Annotated in this window: 12 protein-coding genes; 10 read left to right on the top strand and 2 right to left on the bottom strand. The window is 66.5% G+C overall.

What is annotated here, in order from left to right:
• The first annotated feature begins 12 nt into the window (after positions 1-12).
• The 4 genes from NX778_RS12115 (at position 13) to NX778_RS12100 (ending at position 4,270) form a co-directional block, all read left to right on the top strand.
• On the top strand, positions 13-729 hold the full coding sequence (locus NX778_RS12115; RefSeq protein ID WP_258811996.1) for a glutathione S-transferase family protein: 717 nt from the start codon (positions 13-15) through the stop codon (positions 727-729).
• Position 730: 1 nt separating this feature from the next.
• Complete coding sequence (locus NX778_RS12110; protein WP_258811995.1) at positions 731-1,963, top strand: multifunctional CCA addition/repair protein; 1,233 nt, start codon at positions 731-733, stop codon at positions 1,961-1,963.
• A gap of 60 nt (positions 1,964-2,023) precedes the next feature.
• A complete protein-coding gene (locus tag NX778_RS12105; protein WP_258811994.1) occupies positions 2,024-3,553 on the top strand; it encodes a diguanylate cyclase domain-containing protein in 1,530 nt (509 codons plus the stop codon).
• Positions 3,554-3,625: 72 nt separating this feature from the next.
• Complete coding sequence (locus NX778_RS12100; RefSeq protein WP_258811993.1) at positions 3,626-4,270, top strand: GNAT family N-acetyltransferase; 645 nt, start codon at positions 3,626-3,628, stop codon at positions 4,268-4,270.
• A gap of 205 nt (positions 4,271-4,475) precedes the next feature.
• On the opposite strand, the gene NX778_RS12095 is transcribed toward NX778_RS12100, so the two are convergent.
• On the bottom strand, positions 4,476-4,976 hold the full coding sequence (locus tag NX778_RS12095) for an Lrp/AsnC family transcriptional regulator (protein ID WP_258811992.1): 501 nt from the start codon (positions 4,974-4,976) through the stop codon (positions 4,476-4,478).
• A gap of 126 nt (positions 4,977-5,102) precedes the next feature.
• Between NX778_RS12095 and hppD the strand changes: the two genes are divergently transcribed.
• The 6 genes from hppD to NX778_RS12065 all read left to right on the top strand — a co-directional run bounded on the left by hppD (position 5,103) and on the right by NX778_RS12065 (position 15,162).
• Complete coding sequence (gene hppD / locus NX778_RS12090; RefSeq protein WP_258811991.1) at positions 5,103-6,215, top strand: 4-hydroxyphenylpyruvate dioxygenase; 1,113 nt, start codon at positions 5,103-5,105, stop codon at positions 6,213-6,215.
• 53 nt (positions 6,216-6,268) lie between these two features.
• On the top strand, positions 6,269-9,820 hold the full coding sequence (locus tag NX778_RS12085) for an indolepyruvate ferredoxin oxidoreductase family protein (RefSeq protein ID WP_258811990.1): 3,552 nt from the start codon (positions 6,269-6,271) through the stop codon (positions 9,818-9,820).
• A 249-nt stretch (positions 9,821-10,069) separates the two neighbouring features.
• The gene (locus tag NX778_RS12080) at positions 10,070-10,954 is read left to right on the top strand and encodes an RNA polymerase sigma-70 factor (protein WP_258811989.1); all 885 of its coding nucleotides are present in this window, start codon (positions 10,070-10,072) and stop codon (positions 10,952-10,954) included.
• A 96-nt stretch (positions 10,955-11,050) separates the two neighbouring features.
• Positions 11,051-11,500, top strand: coding sequence for a carboxymuconolactone decarboxylase family protein (locus NX778_RS12075; protein ID WP_258811988.1), 450 nt, complete (start codon positions 11,051-11,053; stop codon positions 11,498-11,500).
• Positions 11,501-11,648: 148 nt separating this feature from the next.
• Positions 11,649-13,232 (top strand): S41 family peptidase, encoded by a 1,584-nt coding sequence (locus NX778_RS12070; protein ID WP_258811987.1) that lies wholly within the window; start codon positions 11,649-11,651, stop codon positions 13,230-13,232.
• Between the two features lie 169 nt (positions 13,233-13,401).
• Complete coding sequence (locus tag NX778_RS12065) at positions 13,402-15,162, top strand: M14 family metallopeptidase (protein ID WP_258811986.1); 1,761 nt, start codon at positions 13,402-13,404, stop codon at positions 15,160-15,162.
• A 72-nt stretch (positions 15,163-15,234) separates the two neighbouring features.
• On the opposite strand, the gene NX778_RS12060 is transcribed toward NX778_RS12065, so the two are convergent.
• On the bottom strand, positions 15,235-16,185 hold the full coding sequence (locus tag NX778_RS12060) for a GlcNAc-transferase family protein (RefSeq protein ID WP_258811985.1): 951 nt from the start codon (positions 16,183-16,185) through the stop codon (positions 15,235-15,237).
• Positions 16,186-16,266 lie beyond the last annotated feature (81 nt).

The following is a 16,266-nucleotide window of genomic DNA, read 5'->3' as shown; positions in this document are numbered from 1 at the left end:
ACCGACATCACAATGCAGACCACCGAACTCGATCCCACCCTGTCGCAAACGCTCGACCAGGCGCGCCAGCCCGGCCTGACGCTCGTCATCGGCAACAAGAACTACTCGTCGTGGTCGATGCGGCCGTGGGTCGCGGCCACCGCCTTCGGCATCCCTTTCACCGAGGTGCGGGTCCTGCTCGACCAGGCCGACACCGCCGCCAACATCTCGCGCTACTCGGCATCGGGCCGGGTGCCGGTGCTGGTCGCGGGCGAGATCACGATCTGGGACAGCCTGGCCATCTGCGAATACCTGGCCGAGCAGTTCCCCGACAAGCATATGTGGCCGCAGGACGTGGCAGCGCGCGCGATGGCCCGTTCGGTGACGGCCGAGATGCACTCAGGCTTCATGGGCCTGCGCACCTCGATGTCGATGAATATCAAGGCCAGGCTGCCGGGCCGCGGCCGCACCGCCGACACCCAGGCCGACATCGGCCGCGTCTGCGAAATCTGGGAAGAGTGCCTGTCGCGCTTTGGCCACCATAACTTCCTGTTCGGCGACTTCAGCATCGCCGACGCCTTCTACGCGCCGGTGGTCATGCGCTTCAACAGCTATGGCGTGGCGCTGGCGCCGGCCCTGCAGGCCTACTGCGAGCGCGTGAAGGCGCATCCGGCCGTCGCGCGCTGGGTGGCGGAGGCGCTGGCCGAAACCGAGATCGCGGCCAAGCACGAAGAAGAGCTGCCGGACTGAGATGAAGACCTATGTCGTCGGCGGCGCCGTGCGCGACGAGCTGCTTGGGCTGCCGGTGTCCGACCGCGACCACGTCGTGGTAGGCGCCACGCCGGAGCAGATGATCGCGGCCGGCTTCCGCCCGGTCGGCAAGGACTTCCCGGTGTTCCTGCATCCGAAGACGCAGGAGGAATACGCGCTGGCCCGCACCGAGCGCAAGACCGCGCCCGGCTACCACGGCTTCGTGTTCCACACCGAACCCAGCGTCACGCTCGAGGATGACCTGGTGCGGCGCGACCTGACCATCAACGCGATGGCGCGCGCCGAGGATGGCAGCGTGATCGATCCCTGCCACGGCCAGCGCGACCTGCAGGCGCGCCTGTTTCGCCACGTGTCGCCGGCCTTTGCCGAAGACCCGGTGCGCATCCTGCGCGTGGCCCGCTTCGCCGCGCGCTTCCCCGAGTTCCGCGTGGCCGACGAGACCCGCGCCCTGATGCGCCACATGGTCGACCAGGGCGAGGCCGACGCGCTGGTGCCCGAACGCGTGTGGCAGGAGATCGCGCGCGGCCTGATGGAGCAGAAACCCTCGCGCATGTTCGAAGTGCTGCGGGATTGCGGCGCGCTGGAGCGCATCATGCCCGAGCTGGACGCGCTGTGGGGCGTGCCGCAGCCGCCGCGGCACCATCCGGAGGTCGACACCGGCGTGCACACGCTGCTGGTGATCGACTACGCCGCCGAACGCGGCTTCGAGCTGCCGGTGCGCTTCGCCGCCCTGGTGCACGACCTGGGCAAGGGCGCCACCCCGGACGCGGCCTGGCCCAGCCACCACGGCCATGAAGGCATGGGCGCCGAACTGGTGGCCGCGCTGTCCAAGCGCCTGCGCGTGCCCAACGATTGCCGCGACCTGGCCCTGATGGCCGCCCGCGAGCACGGCGACGTCCACCGCGCGCTGGAGCTGCGCGCCAACACCATGGTCAGCCTGTTCGAGCGTTGCGACGGCTTCCGCAAGCCCGATCGCTTCAAGCAGCTGCTGCTGGCCGCCGAGTGCGACTACCGCGGCCGCGGCGGTGACGGGCACGAGATGCGCAGCCGCGACTATCCCCAGGGCCCGCACCTGCTCAAGGCGCTGGCCGCCGCGCGCGCGGTCGACGCCGGCGCGGTCGCGGCCCGCTGCGGCGAGGACAGAGCCCGCATCCCGGAGGCGGTCCATGCCGCCCGCGTCTCCGCCGTCAAGGCTGCCCTTCACGAGTCCTGATGTGGAACGCAACTGCTCTGTTATCCTCTGCTGGCTGAAGCCGTCATGACGGAGGATCCGATGTTTGCCGTTCTGGCGCGGCGCCTGAAAAGGCTGTCCCCGCGCCGCCGCCTGCAGCTGGGCCTTGCGGGGGTGCTCGTCCTGGTCCTGCTGTTTGCCTTCCTGTTCATCCGCACCGCCGCGGTCGACATCGACGCGCAAAGCAGCGTCACGCTGAACCTGCGCGAACTGCAGAAGATGGACGCCGAGTGGGATACCGCCATCCTGCGCGCGCACGTCGGCCCGCGCTCCAGCAACCGCGCGCTGACCGCGCCGCTGCCGCGCATGCGCGAACTGATGGAGCGCCTGCACGACGCGCTGCCGATGAACCGCGGCCCGGCCGCCGGCGCCGCCTACGATCGCCTGGCGCTCGCCTTCAAATACAAGGAACAGCTGGTGGACGCCTTCGGCCGCCGCAACCAGCCGCTGCGTTCCGCATTGCTCTATCTGCCGCCGGCGGTGGCCAGCCTCAAGACCGAGCTGGCCGGCATCGGCGGCGCGCTGGCGCCGGCCCGTATCGTGCTGCGGCTGGACGCCTCGCTCAACGACCTGCTCAGCCAGATCCTGCGCTACAACCTGTCGCCCAGCGACAAGCTGGCCGCGCGCATCCGCGACACCCTGGGCGACATCGAGGCGCAGGAGATCGCCTTTTCTCCCGCCATTGTCGAGGCCATCGACGCCATCGCGCGCCAGAGCCGCATCATCCTCGTCAACCGGCCGCTGGAAAACGCGCTGGAAACCAGCATCGCCGCCACCAACACCGGCGAAGCGATGGACGAGCTGGGACGCCAGTTCGACCGCGCCTTCGACGGCGTGCTGCTGGAGCGCCAGCGCTACCGCGGCTGGCTGGTGGCCTACTCGGCGGTGCTGCTCGCGCTGTTGGCCTGGGCCGGCCAGCGCCTGCGCCGCAGCTACCGCATCATCGGCGAAGTGAACCAGCGCCTGGTCGCCGCCAACGAGAACCTCGAGCACCGCGTGGCCGAGCGCACCGCCGAGCTGCAGGCGCAATCGGAGCAGCTCGAACTGCTGGCCCAGCACGACGGCCTCACGGGGCTGGTCAATATGCGCCAGCTCACCCGCCTCATGGAACACGCGCTGGTGCGCTCCAGCCGGCGCGGCACCGTGGTGGTGGTGATGTTCATCGACCTCGATGGCTTCAAGGCCGTCAACGACACCTGGGGCCACGCCACCGGCGACGTGGTGCTGCAGGAGGTCGCGCGCCGCGTGCAGGCGCGGCTGCGCGCGGAAGATGCGCTGGCGCGCCTTGGCGGCGACGAGTTCGTGATCCTGCTGGAGGAAGTCGGTTCGGCCGACGGCGCGTTGCGCGTGGCGCAGGCCGCGCTGGACGCGATCCGCAGCGTGGACCAGGCCAACGGCCATCCGGTGGTCATCTCGGCCAGCATCGGCATCGCCAGCGTGCGCGGGCGCGAAGGCCTCACGCACGACCCGGAACAACTGCTGGCGGCGGCGGACAAGGCCATGTACCAGGCCAAGCAGGCCGGCAAGGGCGTGTTCGTCATCAGTCGCGAAGCCGAATGGGCGCCTTCTTGATCCCGTGCGCGGCCCGGATCGGCGCGACTCCGCTAGAATGCCTGATGTCGCGGTAGACAAAGGGGCAGGAACATGCAGAACAATCCCTTCCGACGGCTGCTGGCAAGGCTGCGCCAGCGGCACGTGCCGGTCAAGGAGCTCGGCGAGCGCGATCGCAGGCGCATGCTGCGGCATTTCCTTGCACTCAACGACAACGACCGCCTGCTGCGCTTCGGCATCCGCCTCAAGGACGAGCAGATCGAGGCCTATGTGCGCAAGATCGACTTCACGCGCGACATCGTGTTCGGTGTGCTCAACCGGCGCTTCCAGCTGATGGGCGTCGGCCACCTGGCCTTCCTCGACAAGCACGGCGAGCGCGAGAAAGCCACCACCAAGGACCGCGTGGCGGAATTCGGCGTGTCGGTGTCCGGCTCGGCGCGCGGCAAGGGCGTGGGCACCGCGCTGTTCGAACGCGCCGCCATCCACTGCCGCAATTCGGACATCGACACCTTGTACATGCAGTGCCTGTCGTCGAACCGGACCATGATGCACATCGCGAAAAAGGCCGGCATGGAGATCAAGCGCGAGTACGGCGAGGCCGACGCTTACCTGCACCTGCCGCCCCCGAGTCCCGGCAGCGTGCTGCAGGAGGCCTTCCACGAGCAGTTCGCGCTGATCGACTACGCCGTGAAAGCCAACGCCCGCGCCGCGATCAAGTGGCTGACGCCGAAAAAATAACCGCCACCCCCGTCGTTCCCGCGCAGGCGGGAACCCATGCTGTGCGTGCGCGGCGCCTGCTCGCTCCTTGCCACAACACCCGCAACCGTCGTCCCGGCGCAGGCCGGGACCCATGCTGAGTGTGCGTGAACGCGGCTGCTTTTCGACGGCTCGAACGGTCCATGGGTCCCGGCCTGCGCCGGGACGACGGTTCATCTGTTAACCATCAAACCAGCGGCAGCGCCGTGGTTTCCTTGATCCTCTGCAGCGCAAAACTCGACTTCACATCCAGCACCGCCGGATGCCGCAGCAGCGTCGCCATCATGAAGCGCGAGAAGTGGTCCATGTCCTCCACATGCACCCGCAGCAGGAAATCCATCTCCCCGGTCATCGCATAGCACGCCACCACCTCCGGCCAGGTCGACACGGCCTGCGCGAAGTCGGTGCGCGGCGAGTGCGCCGGCAGGCGTCCGCCGGACGAGCCTTCGCTGTGCTTTTCCAGCCGCACGTTCACATACGCCAGCAGCCCGAGCCCGATCTTGTCCGGATCCAGCAGCGCCACGTATTGCCGGATCACGCCCGCTTCCTCCAGCCGCTTGATCCGGCGCAGGCAGGGCGAGGGCGACAGGCTCACCCGCTCGGCAATATCCTGGTTCGACAGCCGTCCGTCGGATTGCAAGATTTCCAGGATTTTGCGGTCGGTTTTGTCGAGCTCGATTTTTGACATGAATCCTCCGGATGTGGTGGTCGCAGCGGCATTTTATTGCGCATTCAGAGCGCACGGGGGAATTATTTGAAATTTACTGCCGGTAGCTCGCGTCTATACTGTCGCCATCAAATGGAGGAGACCACCATGCAATTCACGACCTGGGAAAATCCCATGGGCACCGACGGCTTCGAATTCGTCGAGTTCGCCGCACCCGATCCCAGAGCGATGGGCGAACTGTTCGAAAAAATGGGCTTCGTGGCCATTGCCCGCCACCGCCACAAGAACGTGACTTTGTACCGCCAGGGTGAGATCAACTTCATCATCAATGCCGAGCCGGATTCGTTCGCGCAGCGCTTCGCGCGCTCGCACGGCCCGTCGGTGTGCGCGATCGCGATCCGCGTGCAGGACGCCGCCTTCGCCTACAAGCGCGCGCTGGAACTGGGCGCGTGGGGCTTCGACACCCACAACGGACCGATGGAACTGAACATCCCCGCCATCAAGGGCGTGGGCGATTCGCTGCTGTACCTGGTCGACCGCTGGCGCGGCAAGACCACCAAGGGCGCGATCGGCGACATCAGCATCTACGACGTAGACTTCGTGCCCATCGAGGGCGCCGAGCCGAACCCGGTCGGCCACGGCCTGACTTACATCGACCACCTGACCCACAACGTCTACCGTGGCCACATGAAGGAAGTCGCCGAGTTCTACGAGAAGCTGTTCAACTTCCGCGAGATCCGCTATTTCGACATCAAGGGCAAGCTCACCGGCCTGACCTCGAAGGCCATGACTTCCCCGTGCGGCAAGGTGCGCATCCCGATCAACGAGTCGGCCGACGACAAATCGCAGATCGCCGAATACCTCGACGAATACCGCGGCGAGGGCATCCAGCACATCGCGCTCGGCACCGACAACGCCTACGCCTCGGTGGACGCGATGAAGAAGACCGGCATCCCGTTCCAGGACACGATCGACACCTACTACGAGCTGGTCGACCGCCGCCTGCCGGGCCATGGCGAGGACGTCGCGGAGCTCAAGCGCCTGCGCCTGCTGATCGACGGCAGCACGCCGGAGAACGGCAGCAAGGAGCTGCTGCTGCAGATCTTCACCCAGAACGTGATCGGGCCGATCTTCTTCGAGATCATCCAGCGCAAGGGCGACCAGGGCTTCGGCGAGGGTAACTTCCGCGCGCTGTTCGAGTCGATCGAGCTGGACCAGATCCGCCGCGGCGTGCTGAAGGATCCCACCGCGACCGCCTGAGTCGCTGCAAGAGGTGCGGGAAAACGCGCCCACAGGAATAACGGAGACAACAAATGAACGCACCCCAGGATCGCGCCGCCTTCGCGTCCGCCCACGAGATCACGCTCGACGACAAATGGACGCTCGAGCGCGGCAAGGCCTTCATGACCGGCACCCAGGCCCTGATCCGCCTGCCGATGCTGCAGCGCGAGCGCGACGAGAAGGCCGGCCTGAACACGGCCGGCTACATCACCGGCTACCGCGGCTCGCCGGTCACGCAGATCGACCAGACTGCGATGAAGACCAGGAAGTACCTCGACGCCCACCACGTCAAGTTCCATCCCGGGATGAACGAAGACCTGGCGGCGACCGCAGTCTGGGGCTCGCAGCAGACCAACCTGTTCGAAGGCGCGCAGTACGACGGCGTGTTCGCCATGTGGTACGGCAAAGGGCCGGGCGTGGACCGCTGCGGCGACGTCTTCAAGCACGGTAACAATGCCGGCAGCGCGAAAAACGGCGGCGTGCTGGTGCTGGCCGGCGACGACCACGCGGCCAAGTCCTCCTCCACCGCGCACCAGTCCGACCACATCCTGCACCACTGCGGCATCCCGGTGCTGTACCCGTCGTCGGTGCAGGAGATGATCGACTACGGCCTGCACGCCTGGGCGATGAGCCGCTACACCGGCCTGTGGGTGTCGATGAAGTGCGTCACCGACATCATCGAATCGGGCGCCGTGGTCGACCTCGACCCGGACCGCGTGCAGATCGCGATCCCGACCGACTTCGACATGCCGCCCGGTGGCCTGAACATCCGCTGGCCCGATCCGGTGCTGGACCAGGAAGTGCGGATGACCAACCAGAAGTGGTACGCCGCGCTGGCCTACGCCCGCGCCAACAAGCTCAATCGCGTCATCTGGGACAGCCCGATGCCCAAGATCGGCATCATCACCGCCGGCAAATCGTACATGGACACGCGCCAGGCGCTGGCCGACCTCGGCATCGACGAGCAGGCGGCCGCCGACATCGGCCTGCGCCTGTACAAGGTCGGCATGACCTGGCCGCTCGAAGCGGAAGGCATCCAGGACTTCGCGCGCGGCCTCGACGAAATCCTGGTGGTGGAAGAGAAGCGCCAGGTGCTCGAATACGCGCTCAAGGAAGAGCTGTACAACCTGCCGGACGGCGAGCGTCCGCGCGTGGTCGGCAAGTTCGACGACACCGGCGAATGGCACAACAAGAACCGCATGGGCCACGGCGACTGGCTGCTGCCCGCGACCTATGAGCTGAACCCGGCGCAGATCGCGCGCGCCATCGCCTCGCGCATCTCGCACTACTGCGCCGGCCACCCGGTCGAGCAGCGCGTCAAGGAGCGCATCGCCTTCCTCGAAGCGAAGGAGCTGGTCCTCAAGAACATCCCGTCCAAGGCCAATCCGGAGACCGACCGCATTCCGTATTTCTGCTCCGGCTGCCCGCACAACAGCTCGACCAAGGTGCCGGAAGGCTCGCGCGCGACCGCCGGCATCGGCTGCCACTACATGGCGTTGTGGATGGACCGCGAGACCTCGACCTTCACCCACATGGGCGGCGAGGGCGTGCCCTGGATCGGCCAGGCGCCGTTCACCAGCGAAGGCCACATCTTCTCCAACCTCGGCGACGGCACCTACTTCCACTCGGGCAGCCTGGCGATCCGCGCGGCGGTGGCGGCCAAGGTCAACATGACCTACAAGATCCTGTACAACGACGCGGTGGCGATGACCGGCGGCCAGACCGTCGACGGCCCGCTCGACCCGGGCAAGATCTCGCGCCAGCTGGCGGCCGAAGGCGTCACGCCGATCATCGTGGTCACCGACGAGCCGGAAAAATACCCGGACGATTATCCCTGGGCCGCCGGCGTCACCGTGCGCCACCGCGCCGAGCTGATGGACGTGCAGCGCGAACTGCGCGAGGTGAAGGGCGTGTCGGCCATGATCTACGACCAGACCTGCGCCTCCGAAAAACGCCGCCGCCGGAAGAAAGGCGCGTACCCCGATCCGGCCAAGCGCGCCGTCATCAACGAGGCAGTGTGCGAAGGCTGCGGTGACTGCTCCAAGCAGTCCAACTGCCTGTCGGTCGAGCCGCTCGAAACGGAGCTGGGCCGCAAGCGCCAGATCAACCAGTCCAGCTGCAACAAGGACTTCTCCTGCGTGACCGGTTTCTGCCCGAGCTTTGTCACCGTCGAAGGCGGCGGCTTGAAGAAGCCGAAGAAGGCCGCGGCCGGCGACAGCGCCACCGCGCCGCAGCTGCCGATGCCGGCGATCCCGGCCACCACGGCGCCGTTCGGCATCCTCGTCACGGGTATCGGCGGCACCGGCGTGGTCACGGTCGGCCAGATCCTGGCGGTGGCCGCGCACGTCGAAGGCAAGGGCGCGCTGGTGCTCGACATGAGCGGCCTGGCGCAGAAGGGCGGCCCGGTGATGTCGCACGTGAAGCTGGCCGACACCCAGGCCGACCTGTACTCGACCCGCGTCGGCACCGGCAACGCCGACCTCGTGATCGGTTGCGACCAGATCGTCACCGCCAGCCGCGACGCGCTGTCGCGCATGGGCGAGGGCCGCAGCTGGGCCGTGGTCAACTCCACCGGCGCCACCACCGCCGCCTTCATCCGCGACCCGAACTGGCAGTTCCCGGCCGAAGGCTCGAAAGGCGCCATCGTGCAGGCCTGCGGCGCCGGCAATGTCGATTTCGTCGACGCCGGACAGGTTGCGACCGCGCTGCTGGGCGACTCGATCGCGACCAATATGTTCATGCTGGGCTACGCCTTCCAGAAGGGCCATGTGCCGCTGCTGGAAGCGTCGCTGATGAAGGCCGTCGAGCTCAATGGCGTGTCGGTCGCGTTCAACAAGGCCGCCTTCAACTGGGGCCGCGCCGCCGCGCACGACCTGGCCAGCGTGACCAGGCTGGCGCTGCCGGCCAAGGTCATCGAGTTCAAGCGCTCGCAGAGCGTGGACGACATCATCGCGCGCCGCGTCGAGCTGCTGGCGGCCTACCAGGACGCGCCCTATGCGGAACAATATAAATCGTTTGTCGAAAAAGTCCGCGCGGTCGAAGCGCCGCTTGGCAAGGGCTCGCGCCTGACCGAAGCCGTCGCCAAGTACCTGTACAAGCTGATGGCCTACAAGGACGAGTACGAAGTCGCGCGCCTGTACACCGACCCGGCCTTCATGCAGAAGATCGGCGCCATGTTCGAAGGCGACATCAAGCTCAAGTTCCACCTCGCGCCGCCGCTGCTGGCCAAGCGCGACAAGGAAGGCCACCTGCAGAAGCAGGAATACGGCCCGTGGATGCTGAAGGCCTTCGGCGTTCTGGCCAAGCTCAAGGGCCTGCGCGGCACGCCGTTCGACGTGTTCGGCTACACGGAAGAACGCAAGACCGAACGCGCCCTGATCGGCCAGTACCGCGGCACGGTGGACACGCTGCTGTCGAAGCTCGCCGCCGAGAACCTGGCGCAGGCGGTGGCGATTGCCAGCATCCCGGAAGAAATCCGCGGCTTCGGCCACGTCAAGGAGCGCAACCTGGCGGCGGCCAAGAAGAAGGAAGCCGAACTGCTGGCCGCCTTCAACTCGCCAGTCGGTACCCCCGCCGCCGCGTAAGCTGGATTAAGCAGCAAAAACAGAACGCCGTTCCCGCCCCTGCGGGCACGGCGTTTTTTTCACCTGGGGTCAGGTCGTCCAAAGAATCAAAATTGCGAAACAGTAAGCACTTTAGGCCGCCCAAATTTCGCTGTTGAAATTTTGATTGATTGGACGACCTGACCCCGGTTTGGGATTTTTTTGGGGTGGGCTGTCACAGCGAGCCGCCGCGTTTCGTCTTATGCTTATGCGACCCTTCCAGGAATTCTCATGAGCCCATCCACGGGGACCGACCCCGACGTCATCTTTGCCGAGCTGCGACCGCGGCTGTTCTCGATCGCCTACCGCATGCTCGGCATCCGTGCCGAAGCCGAGGACGTCGTGCAGGACGCCTGGCTGCGCTGGAACGCCAGCAGTAAAGACGACTTGCAGTCGCCCGAAGCCTGGTTGGTCACCATCGTCACCCGCCTGTCGATCGACCGCCTGCGCGCGGCCCGGTCCGAGCGCGAAGCCTACACCGGCTTCTGGCTGCCGGAGCCGCTGGTCGACGTCGATGAGCAGACCCCGGAACGGCTGGCCGAGCAGGCCAGCGACCTGTCGCTCGCGCTGATGTGGGTGCTGGAGCGGCTGAGCCCCGAGGAGCGCGCCGCCTTCGTGCTGCGCCAGGCCTTCGATGAAGATTACGCCGACGTCGCCGCCACCCTCGGCAAGAGCGAAGCGGCCTGCCGCCAGCTGGTGCATCGCGCCGCCGAGCGCGTGCGCCAGGAGCGGACGCGCTTCGAAGTTCCGCGCGCCGCCCACAAAGCCCTGGTGGACAAGTTCATCCACGCGGCGCGCGCCGGCGACCGGCCCGCGATGATGGCGCTGTTCGCCGATGACGTGCACATGGTCAGCGACGGCGGCGGCAAGGTGCCGTCCTTCGGAAAGCTCATCAGCGGCGCCCTGCGCCTGGCCAATCTGTACTACGTCACCTGGCGCCGCAACGGCCCGACCATCAGCTACCGCGCCGCCACCATCAACGGCGAACCGGGCCTGCTGCGCTACGTCGACGGCGTGCTGGAGTCGGCGCAGGCCTTTGCCTTCGACGGCGGCCGCATCGCCGCCATCTACTCGGTGCGCAATCCTGACAAGCTGGCGCGCATCGCCGCCGGCTGATTTTTTTCGCGCGCCTGTCACAAGCGCGCGCGCCGCTGCGTCTAATGGACATGGGCAGCCGCAAGGAGCGGCCGCCGCTGACCAAAGGAGAACTCCATGACGCACCAAGCCCGCCTGCCGTATTTCAAGCTCGCCCCCAAGGCTTTCCAGGCCATGTACAACCTGTCCAATTCGATCCGCAAGGACTTGCTGGGCGCGCGCCTCACGGAGCTCGTGTTCATGCGCGTCTCGCAGATCAACGGCTGCGCCTACTGCATGGACATGCACTGGAAGGACCTCGTCAAGCTGGGCATGGATCCGCGCCACATCAACGCGGTGGCCGGCTGGCGCGAGGCGCCGTACTTTACGGAGCGCGAGTGCGCGGCCCTGCGCTGGGCCGAGATCGTGAGCAATATCCCCCAGCGCGACCCGTCCGACGAGGAATTCGCTATGCTGCAGCAGCACTTCACCGACGAGGAAATCGCCGAGCTCGGCTTTGCGATCACCACCATCAACGGCTGGAACCTGCTCAGCGTGAGCTTCCGCAACCCCGTGCCGGCTGACTGAAGCGGCGTATGCAAGACGGGCAAATCCTGTCCGTTTCGCGCCACATTGCTCCATGAAAACCTGAGCCGGATCGAAGCCGGTTCAGGTTTTTTTCCTCACGTTACAGTTCGTTTCACTGCGGCAGGCGGGCACGTCTATAATCGGCTGCATGACATACCTACGCCCTGGTCGTACGACCGCACTTGCCCGACTGTTCACGTCCGCGCTGGCCGCGGCCCTGCTGCTGGCTGCATGCGGCGGCGGCGGTGGCGCGCCGAATATCGGCGGCAACTCCGGAAACTCCAGCTCCAACGGCGGCACCACGACGCCGCCGCCGGACACCAGCGGCGGCGTCACGGCCGACCCGATCCCGACCGAGAGCACGCTCTGGAACTACTGGAACTCGTGCGCCAAGCCGCGCACGGGTTTCGATGCCAGCGGCAAGGCCTTCCCGGACCGCCAGGGCACGCTGCAGGACGAGATGCTGTTCCTGCGCGGCTGGGCCAACGCCTACTACCTGTGGTACAGCGAGATCCCGACCAACCTGCACATGGCCGACTACAGCACGGCGATCGATTACTTCGCCAAACTGAAGACGAATGCGCTGACCGCAGCCGGCAAACCCAAGGACAAGTACCACTTCACCTATTCCACCGCCGACTGGGACGCGATGAACGCTGGCCTGAACCTCGGCTACGGCATCACCTGGGCGTCCAACAGCTCGACCGCGCCGCGTAACTGGCTGGCTACCGTCATCGAGCCGGGTTCGCCGGCCGCCACCGCCGGCCTGCAGCGCGGCGACCTGCTGCTGTACGTGGATGGCGTCGACTTCGTCAATGCCTCGGACAAGGCATCGGTCGACAAGATCAACGCCGGCCTGTTCCCGGTGGCCGAAGGCGAATCCCATACGCTGACGCTGCGCCGCAACGGCGCCAACTACGACGCGACCATGAAGGCGATCACGGTCAGCGTGGCGCCGGTGAAGAACGTGAAGGTGATCGACACCCCGGCCGGCAAGGTCGGCTACATGGACTTCGAAAGCCACAACAACGTCTCCGAGAAGCAGCTGGTCGACGCGATCACGCAGCTCAAGGCGGCCAACGTCACCGACCTGATCATCGACATGCGCTACAACGGCGGCGGCCTGCTGTACGTCGCCAGCGAGCTGGCCTACATGATCGCCGGCCCCGGCGCGACCTCGGGCAAGACCTTCGAACGCCTGCAGTACAACGACAAGTCGCCAAGCCAGGCCCCGATCGAGTTCCGTTCGACCGCCTACGGTTTCACCGCGTCCAGCCCGATCGCGGCCGGCACCGCGCTGCCTTACCTCGGGCTCAAGCGCGTGACCGTGCTGACCACCAAGGGCACCTGCTCGGCCAGCGAGTCGGTCATCAATGGCTTGCGCGGCGTCGACGTCGAGGTCAACATCATCGGCGCCACCACCTGCGGCAAGCCGTATGGATTCACGCCGACGCCGAACTGCGGCACGACCTACTTCTCGATCGAGTTCATGGGCGTGAACAACAAGGGTTTCGGCGACTACCCGGACGGCCTGGCGCCGACCTGCAGCGTGTCCGACGACATGAGCCACGCCCAGGGCGACACCGCCGAAGGCATGCTTGCCGCGGCGCTGTCCTACAACCAGACCCGGACCTGCCCGGTCACAGCCAACGCCGGCGCGCGCATGCAGGCGCTCGACCTGGTGCGGCCCGAGGCCGCCTCCGTCAAAGTGCTGCCGCAACGCCGGCACTGACGACGCCGCAGGGGAACGGTATAAACCTTATAAACCGTTCCCCTTGACAGTTCGTCGTTCCCGCGAACGCGGGAACCCCATTTCGTGGCGACGCCCGCAGCGTCGAACGCAGTCGCAGCCGTCACGAACGCGACTATAATCTCCGGCTTCCAATTAGCCGGAGTTTTCGATGATTCGTGCCGCCGTATTGACCGCGCTGCTGGCCGCCGTGCCGCTGGCGCACGCTGCCCCCGACCTCGCCACATTCTCCGAACGCTCCGGCTTCGAGCAGACCGGCCGCTACGACGAAGTCGTCAAGCTCTGCGCCGCCTTCCAGCAAGCCTGGCCGAAGCAGGTGAAGTGCGTCCAGTACGGCGTGACGCCGGAAGGCCGGCCGATGCTGGCGCTGGTCGTCAACGGCAGCGGCGCGCTGACCCCGCAGGCGGCGAAGAAGCAGGGCCTGCCGGTCACGCTGATCCAGGGCGGCATCCACGCCGGCGAGATCGACGGCAAGGACGCCGGCTTCCTCGCGCTGCGCGAACTGCTGGAAGGCCGCGTCGGCAAGGGCGCGCTCGACAAGCAGGTGCTGGTCTTCGTCCCCGTCTTCAACGTCGACGGCCACGAACGCTTCGCCAAGTGGAACCGCCCCAACCAGCGTGGCCCGCTCGAAATGGGCTGGCGCACCACTGCGCAGAACTTCAACCTGAACCGCGACTACGTGAAGGGCGACGCGCCCGAGATGCAGGCCATGCTGGCGCTGATCAACGCCTGGGACCCGCTGGTCCAGGTCGACCTGCACGTGACCGACGGCGCCAAGTTCCAGCACGACGTCTCGATCCAGGCCGAACCGGTCAACTCGGGCGATGCGGAATTCCGCAAGGCCGGCCTGGCGCTGCGCAGCGGAATCATCGCCTACATCAGCAAGCAGGGATCGAGCCCGCAGTCCTACTACATGTCCTTCCTGAAGACCGACGATCCGTCCTCCGGTTTCTCGGACATGGTGTACGAGCCCCGTTTCTCGACCGGCTACTTCCAGCTGCGTAACCGGATCAGCGTGCTGGTCGAGACCCACTCGTGGAAGGACTACCCGACCCGCGTGCGCATCACCCGCAACACAGTGCTTTCGATCCTGCAGCAGGTGGCGCAGCACGGCCGCCAGTGGCAGCAGGAGGCGGCGGCCGCCGACCAGCGCGCGCGCCAGCTCGCCGGCCAGCCGGTCGCGCTGTCGTACAAGACCACCGAGCGCTCGCACATGGTCGACTTCAACGGCTATGCCTACACGCGCACCCAGTCGGACGTGTCGGGCGCCGTCATGATCCATTACGATGAGACGAAGCCACAGGTGTGGCGCGTTCCGCTGCGCGACGAAGTGGTGCCGGATGTGCAGGCGACCGCTCCCGGCGCGGGCTACATCGTGCCGGCCGCGTTCGCCCAGCTGGTCGGCGACAAGCTCAAGCTGCACGGCATCGCCTACCGGGTGCTGGACAAGGCGCGCGATCGCGCCGAGGTCGAGACCTATCGCGCCGACCAGGTCAGCTTTGCCAAGACCTCGTTCGAATCGCACCAGCGGCTGTCGCTGCAGGGCAGCTGGAAGAACGAGGCCCGCGCGATCGCGAAGGGTTCGCTGTTCGTGCCGATCGCGCAGCCGAAGGCGCGGCTGGTGATGGCCATCCTGGAGCCGCAGGCGCCGGACTCCCTGCTGCAGTGGGGCTTCTTCAATAATGCCTACGAGCGCAAGGAGTACATGGAAGCCTATGTGGCCGAGGACGTGGCGCGCGAGCAGATGGCGGCCGATCCGGCGTTGGCGGCGGAGTTCAAGCGCAAGGTCGAGACGGATGAGGCATTCGCCAAGAACCCGCGCGCGCGGCTGGAGTTCTTCGCGCACCGCCATGCGTCGTGGGACGAGCGCTTGGATTTGTATCCGGTGATGCGCACGAACACGGTACTGTAAGCGCTAGCGTTTCGCTTGCAAAATGGGGTTCCCGCGAAAGCGGGAACCCCCATTTGCCTTCGAAAGCTCAGCTCAGCAAAGCTTCCCACCAAACGGATCGCTGATCCTCTGATTGGCGTAATCAATCCCCGACATCTCGCTGTACTGCTTCAGCGTGCGCACGCTGCCCAGCCCATACGCGCCCGGGAGGCCGTCGCCCATCAGCAGCCGGTTCAGTCGTTTGCGCGCGCGCTCCAGCAGGTAGCTGGACCGGAAGGCGCGCCTGGCCTCGTTCTCGCCATGCCAGTGGTGCGTCTGGTAAGCCGTCCCTTCGCTCTTGTACAAGTGGTAGACCGGGATCAGCAGCGGATGGAAGATGTCCCACCCGCGCGTGAACGCGCGCACCGCAAGGCTCTGCTCCTCGCCATGGAAGTAGAGGTAGGGATCGTAAGGCACCTCCTCGACGAAGCTCCCGCCCGCGAACAGGAAGCCGGCGGACACGTGGCAGCCCAGCACCGGCTCGTCGGTGAACAGGTGGCGGGCCATGAAGCGCAGCACCGCGTCCTCCTGCGTCGGGTTCTTCTCCGGATGCGGGCGCAGCACCAGAGCCGTGCGGCCCTCGTTCTTCATCGGCTGCGGCACGCCGTCGACAAAGTCGAAGCGGTAGGGATAAGTGCTGACGATCGGCTTGGCCGAGCGCAGCCTGAGCTTCGCGTGCTGCGCCAGCAGCTTCTGGTCCCAATCCTCCTCGAACAGCATGTGCGAATCGATCTGCAGGATGTAGTCCTCGCCGTCGTACAGCGAAAACGCGGTCGCGCGCGCCCAGCAGACGCCGAGCGTGTCCTGCGGATGCACGTGCACGTAGCGCACCTGCTGCGCGAAGGGCAGGCCGCCGATCGCTTCGCGCTGGTCCTCGACGCTCTGGTCGACGACCGCGAACGACAGCCGTTCCGGATGGCGCGCCTTGGCAACTGCGTCGTTGAGGGTGAAGAACAGCATCGGGTCGAGGTAGGACGCGATGCTGACGAAAATCGTCTCTTTCATGTTGTCGTGTCTGGACTTGTCTCGCGGGATGCTAGCCGGGCAGCGTTCCCGCATTTCGCGCTGGATCAAGCGTGCGCCATG

The sequence above is a fragment of the Massilia terrae genome, assembly GCF_024753145.1.
Taxonomy (GTDB): domain Bacteria; phylum Pseudomonadota; class Gammaproteobacteria; order Burkholderiales; family Burkholderiaceae_D; genus Telluria; species Telluria terrae.
This window is presented reverse-complemented; position numbering and strand designations above follow the sequence as displayed.